This is a genomic window from Streptomyces sp. NPDC050743, assembly GCF_044456925.1.
Classification (GTDB): Bacteria; Actinomycetota; Actinomycetes; order Streptomycetales; family Streptomycetaceae; genus Streptomyces.
This window is the reverse complement of sequence record NZ_JBITGJ010000024.1, coordinates 117,800-125,709: the sequence shown is the minus strand read 5'-3', so window position 1 is coordinate 125,709 and position 7,910 is coordinate 117,800. Positions and strand designations below refer to the sequence as shown.

Here is a 7,910-nt window from a genome sequence, read left to right as displayed (position 1 = left end):
ATCATGCAGAGCGTGCAGCGCATAGGCGCCTGTCAGACCGTGCAGATCGGTCGTGGTCATGCGGTCACCCCCAGGCAGTCTCGGAGTCGGATGAGTCCATCGCGCAGCCGGGTCTTGACCGTGCCGAGCGGCAGCGCGAGCGTTTCGGCGACCTCCCGGTAGGTCAGGCCCCGGTAGTACGCCAGGGTGACTGACTGCCGCTGCAGCTCGGTCAGAGTGCGCAGGCAGCGCCGTACCTGCTCCTGCTCCAGGCGGGTCTCGACCTGCTCGGTCACCTCGTCGTACGCAGGCTGATGCTCAAGCAGAGCGGCCTTGGTGTCACGGGCCGCCGCGGCCTCCACCGACCGGACCCGGTCCACCGCCCTGCGGTGAGCGAGGGTGAGGATCCAGTTGATCGCCGTGCCGCGATCGGGCCGGTAGCGGGGGGCGGTGCGCCACACCTCCACCAGCACGTCCTGCGCCACCTCCTCCGACTGCGCCTGGTCGCGCAGGACGGCCCGGGCGACCCCGAGGACGGAGCCGGCCACCGCGTCGTAGAGAGCGGCGAACGCCTCCTGATCACCCAGCGCCACCTCGTGCAGCAGGTGCTGCAGATCAGGTTTCGCAGACGGGTGCTTCCCGATATGTACTGGTTCCTTCACAATGGCTCTCCCGTGGGCGTGGCCGGCCGGAACATCCCTGTGTAATCCGGGGCCACGCGAACTGCGGATTGGTTGTACGAATTGTGGCAGTAGAAAATCAGCACGACTTACTGCTCTGCCGTGGCTGACGGCTGATCCGTTGTGGCCAGTGCCGGCCTACGGTCCAGGCGGATCTGCCCGTGCCCCGGTCAGGCCCTGACCGGGGGATGCCCCCGCCGCCGCGGGCGCCTTGCATTCGCTGCCTGTGTCAGGAAAGTGGTCACGGGCCGTGAGCTGGCCCGCTGCTGCGTCCATAAAAAACAGACACGGACACGTCCGCGCGAAGGAGCATAACCAACACGAGTATCACTGGACTGCCTGCCCCTTTTCAGCTAGCACGATGTCAGCCGCCGAGTTCGCGGTGATCAGGACGATGGCGAATTCGGGCAGACGCGACCGCCCCTTCGCGACCGCAGACTGCTCGATCTGTGCGTAGCGTTCCGTAAATGGGTAGGACAGGTTGATCCAGCGGCGGAACCTGCCTGTTGTATCCCCGTTTTGGGGCGCACGGCTGGTGAACCAGCTGGTGAGAGGTGCTGCTGCACGCTGCCCATACCTGACGGTTGCCCAGTGATCACCTTCTTCTGTCTTTCTTCTGCCGGTAGTAATCCGATGCAGGTCCGGTGCCGGCTTGGTCGACTGGGGAGAGAAAGCGGATTTCCCTCGTTCGGCCGATCCGCTTGGGGTTTGAGCTGCGGTGACAACGATGTACACGGGCGTGCGTCAACTACGCAGCGGCGAGGCAGGCTTGACGGAGGGCGATGCTGGGCGTTTCATTCGGGGCGAAGCGCCGGCCTCTTCTGCCACAGGCCCTGAGCGTCTGCCGTCAGACGCTTCTTCGGCGCCTTCCGTCTCATCGCACAGACCGTGGGAGCACCCACTGCAGGTGACCCGTGTCTTCTCGTTTTTGGTTCGATCCCCCTGTACGGCGATCGGCCTGCCGGTTGCCTGAAGCGAGTCGCTCCCCACGGCCCCAGTCGACAGGAGTGATCATGAACGATTCCCAGCGGCCTCAGCAGGAGGCACCTTCCGGTCTCGACCGCCGGGGGATGATGCGCGGGGCGACGCAGCTGGGCCTCGCGGGCCTCGCCGCGGGTGTGGTCCTGGGTGCTGCGGAGCCGGCTGTTGCGGCTGCGCCGCGCCGGGACGAAGCGGTGGCCGAGGCGCCGGCCGAGGCGGCCGGCCCGCACGAGCCGTTGGTGGTGCACGTGCGCGACGCCTCGACGGGCGAACTGGACTTCTTCCACGGAGAGCGGCATCACCACGTAGTCGACCGGGAGTTGGCCGCGGCGCTGCTGCGTCACACGCGCTGACCGGACGACACCCCCCACTCACCGAGCAGCTGATGCTGCCCGCGCAACGCACCCATCGACACAAGTGAGGTTTTGATGTCCTCCCACCGTGAAGCCCCGGAGATCTCCAAGGACCCGGTCGCCGACAGCACCGACGTGTACGCATTCGTCAGCCCCGACGCTCCCGAGACCGTCACGCTGATCGCCAACTACATCCCGCTGCAGAACCCCGCGGGCGGCCCGAACTTCTACGAGTTCGGCGACGACGTGCTCTACGAGATCCACATCGACAACGACGGCGACGGCCGCGCGGACGTCACCTACCAGTTCGAGTTCACCACCAAGCTGCGGCACCCCGACAGCTTCCTCTACAACACCGGGCCCATCCTCAGCCTGGACTCACCGAACTGGAATCGCTACCAGACCTACACCCTCACCCGCTGCGACAGCAGCGGCCGACGCTCGGTGCTGGGCCGCCACCTGACCTGCCCGCCCTGCAACATCGGCCCGCTGTCCACCCCGAACTACCAGCGGCTGGCCCAGCAGGCGGTCCACACCCTGGGCAAGCACCGCACCGTATTCGCCGGACAGCGCGCCGAGGGCTTCTACGTCGACCTGGGCGCCATCTTCGACCTCGGCACCCTGCGCCCCTTCCAAAACCTGCACAACCAGTTCGGGATGAGCGTCTTCACCCAGCCCGCCGACGGCGTCAACACCACCAAGGAACTCAACGTCCACTCCCTCGCCATCCAGGTGCCCATCACCGACCTCACCCACCACGGGCGCCGAATCCGGGACGCCACCGACCCGCACGCCACCATCGGCGTGTGGACGTCCGCAAGCCGCCGCCGCGCCCGCGTCATCGAGCCCCGCCACGGCCGGGACCTGGAGACCGGCCCCTACACCCAGGTCTCCCGCCTCGGAAACCCTCTCTTCAACGAAGTCCTGGTTCCACTCGGCCACAAGGACGAGTGGAACGCCCTGCCGCCGGCCGACGACAAGCGCTTCGCCACCTACGTCGCCCACCCCGAACTGGCCAAGCTGCTGCCGACCCTCTACCCGGGCGTCTTCCCGCACCTGGACGCCTACAACAAGTCCGGCAAGCCCCGCGCCGACCTGCTCGCCATCCTGCTCACCGGCATCCCGGGGGGCGTCGTCCCCGGCTTCCAGAACTACACCGGCCCCACCCAGGCCGACATGATCCGCCTCAACACCGCCATCCCCCCGGCCAGGAAACCCAACATCCTCGGCCTCATCGGCGGCGACGCGGCCGGCTTCCCCAACGGACGCCGCGTCTACGACGACGTCGTCACCGTCGAACTGCGCGCCCTGGCCGGCGCCACCCTCCCCCTCGTCGACAAGAGCTACACCCCCGACGCCGCGGCGTCCAAGGTGACCGACGGCCTCACCCCGGCAGACGTCACCAACCCCTACCTGAACTCCTTCCCCTACCTCGGCGTCCCCTACGACGGCTACCACCACCCCGCCTCCTGACCCCCACCCGACCGGCGGGGCCGCCCCTCCCGGCAATGGCGGCCCCGCCACCACGAGCGAAGAGAGCCCCGCATGCACCAGCACACCTCCCACCCCTCCACCCAGGGCAGTGTCGTCCTGGACATCGGCGAGGACACCGCCGCGCTCATCATCCACACCGCCCCCGAGCACAACGGACTCGAAATCCACGTCAGCCCCGTCGACCGGCCCGAGCAGCGCACCCACGCCGCCGTGCGCCCCCGCCACCTCGCCGACCGCACCATCCACTGCGTCCTCATCCATCCCCTGGCCGCCGGCACCTACACCGTCTGGAAGAACGACGGCACCGCCCACGGATCCGTCACGCTCACCGGCGGAGGCGCCACCGAATACCACTGGTAGCACGCGCTTCCGGTGTGCTCAACGGCCGCCTGTGCCTCCTTTGCTAACGCTTCCGGCCACCCACCAATGACTCATGCGCTACACGTCACCGGCTGTACCTGGCAATGGCCCTGCAGTTGCTGCTGCCGACGGATGTTCGGAGGGCCCGCTTCATCCGCAGGAACAGCTGCGCCATGTCAGACGACAGCGCATGCCAGTCCGATCGGCAAACACCCTTATAGATCTCTTCGTCATGCCATGCGCTGGAGAACCGCTGCTCTATGAACCCCGATCGCTCTCACGTGACAGCTCCGGCGAATGCCTTCGTTCCCGTGCCTGGCTGCTGGATCTGCGCCCTCCTGGCGGCTGTCTCTCACTCAGCGTGGAGCGGCAAGGGCGGGCTGACGCTGCGCGACTGGCTGTCGGTGACAGCCAGCGGCATGCACCACCGCATGACGGACCATGGCCTGTCTGCCGTGTGCCCAGCCCCAACTCAGCCGCAATGAGTCTCCCCGAGGGCGATCAGGGGGTCTTCCCCGGTCTGCTGTCCGCATCGGACTGCTGGGAGACTCACCTGATGGGTAACGCGCTACACTCTTCATCTGGACGGCAGGCTGCGTCATCCGGCGGAGGCCCACCTGCCCGCCAGGGCCCTGCTGGAGTTGTTCACCGGCCGCGATCGCGAGGATCTCGCCCCGACAGGCGAGCCAGGGCCAGGGCGGCACGCACGGTGATTCTCATAAATGACTGGTTGCAAAAGTTCTGAGAACGGCCCGGAGTGGATCACGTTTCCCCAGGACGTGGTTTCACAGAAGTCCTCTCGGAAGTCGTTTTCACCTTATTTGCTTTGGTATCTCGTATTTTACGAGTCGTAGAGATTCGGTGCCGGTGTCGGCCGTGGAAGCACGGTTCGTGGCGGCGCTGCTGGCGCAGGCCAGGGAGCTGACGATCAATAACTCCTTGATTTTTGGGGCCTGTTGGTTCGTAGGATGCGGGTGTGACGGAGGGGATTGAGACGGGACTGTCGGAGGCGCTGGGGCTGTTGCTGCCGTATCTGGACGAGCGGCAGCGACGGCTGGTGCTGGGGGCTGCTGCCCGTGTGCGGGGCCACGGTGGGATTCGCCTGGTGGCGGGGGCTGCGGGGGTGGCGGAGTCCACGGTGTCGCGGGGGTTGCGCGAGCTCGAACGGGGTGGAGAGCCCGATGGGCGGATGCGGGCGGTGGGCGCGGGCCGCAAGCGGCTGCGGGATCTCGATCCGGACCTGGTCCCTGCGTTGCTCGTGCTGGTCGAGCCGGATCAGCGGGGAGATCCGGAGTCGCCGCTGCGGTGGACCGTGAAGTCCACCCGTGCCCTGGCCGCGGAGCTGTCCCGCCAGGGGCACCGGGTCGGTCACGACACGGTGGCCGCACTGTTGAAGGCCGAGGGGTTTTCCTTGCAGGGCACCTCGCGCACCACCGAGGGAGCCCGCCACCCCGACCGCGACGCCCAGTTCCGTTACATCAACGACCAGGCCACGGCGTATCTCGCGGACGGGCAGCCGGTCATCAGTGTGGATGCGAAGAAGAAGGAGACCCTGGGCGCGTATGCGGTCGCCGGGCGCGAGTGGCACCGGGTCGGGCAGCCGGTTCGCGTGCGCGCCCACGACTTCCCTGAGAAGGGAGCCGAGAAGGCGGTGCCGTACGGGATCTACGACATCGGCGCGGACGCCGGCTGGGTATCGGTGGGCTGCGACGGCGACACTGCCGCCTTTGCCGTGGCCACGCTGCGCCGCTGGTGGGACGGACAGGGACGAGACCGCTATCCGCACGCCTCCCGGCTGCTGATCACCGCCGACGCCGGCGGCTCCAACGGCTACCGGGTCCGCGCCTGGAAGAAGGAGCTCGCCGCCTTCGCCCACGAGAGCGACCTAGAGGTGACTGTATGTCACTTTCCGCCGGGGACTTCGAAGTGGAACAAGATAGAACACCGTTTGTTCTCCCAGATCAGTATCAACTGGCGCGGCAGGCCCCTGACCAGCCATGAAGTCGTGGTCAACACCATCGGCGCGACCCGCACCCGCACCGGCCTGGCCATCCACGCCGAACTCGATCCCGGCGCCTACCCCACCGGCGTCACCGTGCCCGACGACGTCATGGACCGCCTCCCCCTCACCCCGCACGAGTGGCACGGCACCTGGAACTACACGCTGCGCCCCGAGCCTCTATCGGCTCAACGCCCAGCACCACCAGCAGAGTTCGGGCGCTTCCCGGTAGGGGACAAAGCTCCCGCCTGGCTCGCCCATCCGAGCCTGACTGGCCTGGAGCCGGCCGCCTGGACCGACCTGCTCGAGCGCTACACCCGCTACCGCACCGACCACCCGCCGGTCGTCATCCCCGGACGTCACCGGGGCGGGAACACCGGCACCAGCCTGCTCTCCGCCTCCGACCAGCTACTCGCCACCGTCCTCACCAAGCGCTGGTCCCTGCAGCAGGCCACCCTGGCCACCCTGTTCGGCGTCTCCAAGGCGAGGATCGGCAGGGCCGTCCGCGAAACCACCCCCGACCTCGACGCACTCGGCCACACCATCACCGCCGGTGCGATCAAGGTGACCTCCCACGACCAGCTCGCAGCCATCGCGGGACAGCGTCCATCCTCCGCCCTGCACACCCCAACGAAATCAAGGAGTTATTGATCGTCAGCTCCCAGGGCTTGATCAAGTTCCGTGAGTGTCTGGGTTGTTGGTGATGCCCAGGATGGCGAGTGCCCGTTCGGGTTCGTAGCGGATGGCGCGGGTGGTCTTGGCGATGTTGTCGGCTCCGAGGATCTTCAGGGTGCCGATGGCGAGGTTGCGGATGGTGGCCATGGCGCGGGGTGCGGTGCCGGCGTGAATGGTCGAGGTGTCCTCAGCGAACGTGACATCTCGGATGTAGTGGGAGGAATTTTCGATTCCCCAGTGCCCGCGAATGGCGGCGGCGAGGTCGGCGGGGCAGGTTTGATGGGCGGCGAGGCTGGTGATCGCATAGACGTTCTCGCGGGTTTCGGGCCGGCCGGTGGGCTTGCGGCGGCGGTGGACCCGGATGGCGAGGTGGGCGTGGGGGAAAGCGATGCCGCCGAGGTTGCCGGCGATGGCGCAGGTCTTGATCGAGCGGGACTCGTGCCGTCCGTGGGCGGTGGCGGAGGCGGTGTGCTGGACCTTGATCGACGTCCAGGGCAGGGCGGCGAGCTGGGCGTGGGCGGTGGGCTGGTTGGTCTTGATGACGGCGATGTAGTGGGCCTTCTTCGTCTCGACCAGCCAGGTGATGTTGGCCTTCACCGAGTGGAGGGCATCGAAGGTGACAACGGTGCCGGCGAGGTCGAGCGGCGCGAGCAGGGGCTTGAAGTGACGCGTCTCGTTGGTCTTCGCCCCCACTTCTACCTGGGCGATCGTGGCGACGCGGTCGTGGGTGACCGCCGACAGCAGGTGACGGCGCGGCGTATCCAGGCGGGCCGAGCCCTTGAGGGCCTTTCCGTCCACGGCGATGACCTGCCGCGATCGGGCCCCGGACACTTCCGCGGACGCGGTGATGCGGGGTGGCGGCGTACCCCGAGGGATGCCAGCAGCGTGTTCGTGGCCCGCTCGCCGAACTCGGCGAGCTCGTCGATGCTCTTCGCGCCGCAGACGGCCGCGCAGGCGCACACCAGCAAGATCGCCGTCAGCGAGTACCACCGTCCCCGGCGTGAGCGCGGATCCGGAACCGACTCGAGGTAGGGACGCAGATCAGCGATCCGGTCCGCATCCAGCGGACCCAGTTTCTCCAGCACGGCAGGGATAGGAGAAGATGCAACAGCAGGCACGGGACATCCTCGTGATCATCTGGCTTCGACACCACAATGATCACGAACCCCCGTGCCTGCTCTGCTGTCCGCCCCTACCGGCTGATCGCCAACCCTCCACGCAATCACGGAACTTGACGGAGCCCTGGGCGCAGGCCAGAACGGCGGTGAGAGCGAGTGCTCCCGGGCGATCCGCCCTCGTTCGGCCGACAGCGCGGGCGGCGCCTGGCTCGTTGTGCGGATGTGGACGACGAGCGGAGGGTTGGGGGGCGGTGGCCGTACGGGGTGGGGC

At 67.6% G+C, this 7,910-nt stretch carries 8 protein-coding genes; 4 read left to right on the top strand and 4 right to left on the bottom strand.

All coding sequences use genetic code 11. The features are described from left to right. Nucleotides 1–56 precede the first annotated feature (56 nt). Nucleotides 57–641, bottom strand: coding sequence for a sigma-70 family RNA polymerase sigma factor (locus ACIBJF_RS23645; RefSeq protein ID WP_399176403.1), 585 nt, complete (start codon nt 639–641; stop codon nt 57–59). Between the two features lie 345 nt (nt 642–986). Then, entirely contained in the window at nt 987–1,394 is a 408-nt protein-coding gene (locus ACIBJF_RS23640; RefSeq protein WP_399176402.1) for a hypothetical protein, read from the bottom strand. Nucleotides 1,395–1,672: 278 nt separating this feature from the next. Between ACIBJF_RS23640 and ACIBJF_RS23635 the strand changes: the two genes are divergently transcribed. From ACIBJF_RS23635 to ACIBJF_RS23620, 4 genes are all read left to right on the top strand, one after another. Then, entirely contained in the window at nt 1,673–1,993 is a 321-nt protein-coding gene (locus ACIBJF_RS23635) for a hypothetical protein (protein ID WP_399176401.1), read from the top strand. Between the two features lie 75 nt (nt 1,994–2,068). Then, entirely contained in the window at nt 2,069–3,466 is a 1,398-nt protein-coding gene (locus ACIBJF_RS23630) for a DUF4331 domain-containing protein (protein WP_399176399.1), read from the top strand. 72 nt (nt 3,467–3,538) lie between these two features. Then, nucleotides 3,539–3,847, top strand: a complete 309-nt coding sequence (locus tag ACIBJF_RS23625; RefSeq protein WP_399176397.1) for a hypothetical protein — start codon at nt 3,539–3,541, stop codon at nt 3,845–3,847. A 1,000-nt stretch (nt 3,848–4,847) separates the two neighbouring features. Continuing rightward, the gene (locus tag ACIBJF_RS23620; RefSeq protein WP_399176407.1) at nt 4,848–6,497 is read left to right on the top strand and encodes an ISAzo13 family transposase; all 1,650 of its coding nucleotides are present in this window, start codon (nt 4,848–4,850) and stop codon (nt 6,495–6,497) included. Between the two features lie 21 nt (nt 6,498–6,518). Here ACIBJF_RS23620 and ACIBJF_RS23615 read toward each other — a convergent pair whose 3' ends face one another. Together ACIBJF_RS23615 and ACIBJF_RS23610 are read right to left on the bottom strand one after the other, a co-directional pair. After that, the gene (locus ACIBJF_RS23615) at nt 6,519–7,319 is read right to left on the bottom strand and encodes an ISAs1 family transposase (RefSeq protein ID WP_399176395.1); all 801 of its coding nucleotides are present in this window, start codon (nt 7,317–7,319) and stop codon (nt 6,519–6,521) included. After that, nucleotides 7,217–7,606, bottom strand: coding sequence for a transposase family protein (locus ACIBJF_RS23610; protein WP_399176393.1), 390 nt, complete (start codon nt 7,604–7,606; stop codon nt 7,217–7,219). Before ACIBJF_RS23610 ends, ACIBJF_RS23615 begins: the two co-directional genes overlap by 103 nt. Nucleotides 7,607–7,910: the final 304 nt, after the last annotated feature.

What these genes read in the sequence shown, in the direction of transcription:
- ACIBJF_RS23635 (WP_399176401.1), top strand. Translation starts at nt 1,673, where the DNA reads ATGAACGATTCCCAGCGGCCTCAGCAGGAGGCACCTTCCGGTCTCGAC.
- ACIBJF_RS23630 (WP_399176399.1), top strand. Translation starts at nt 2,069, where the DNA reads ATGTCCTCCCACCGTGAAGCCCCGGAGATCTCCAAGGACCCGGTCGCC.
- ACIBJF_RS23625 (WP_399176397.1), top strand. Translation starts at nt 3,539, where the DNA reads ATGCACCAGCACACCTCCCACCCCTCCACCCAGGGCAGTGTCGTCCTG.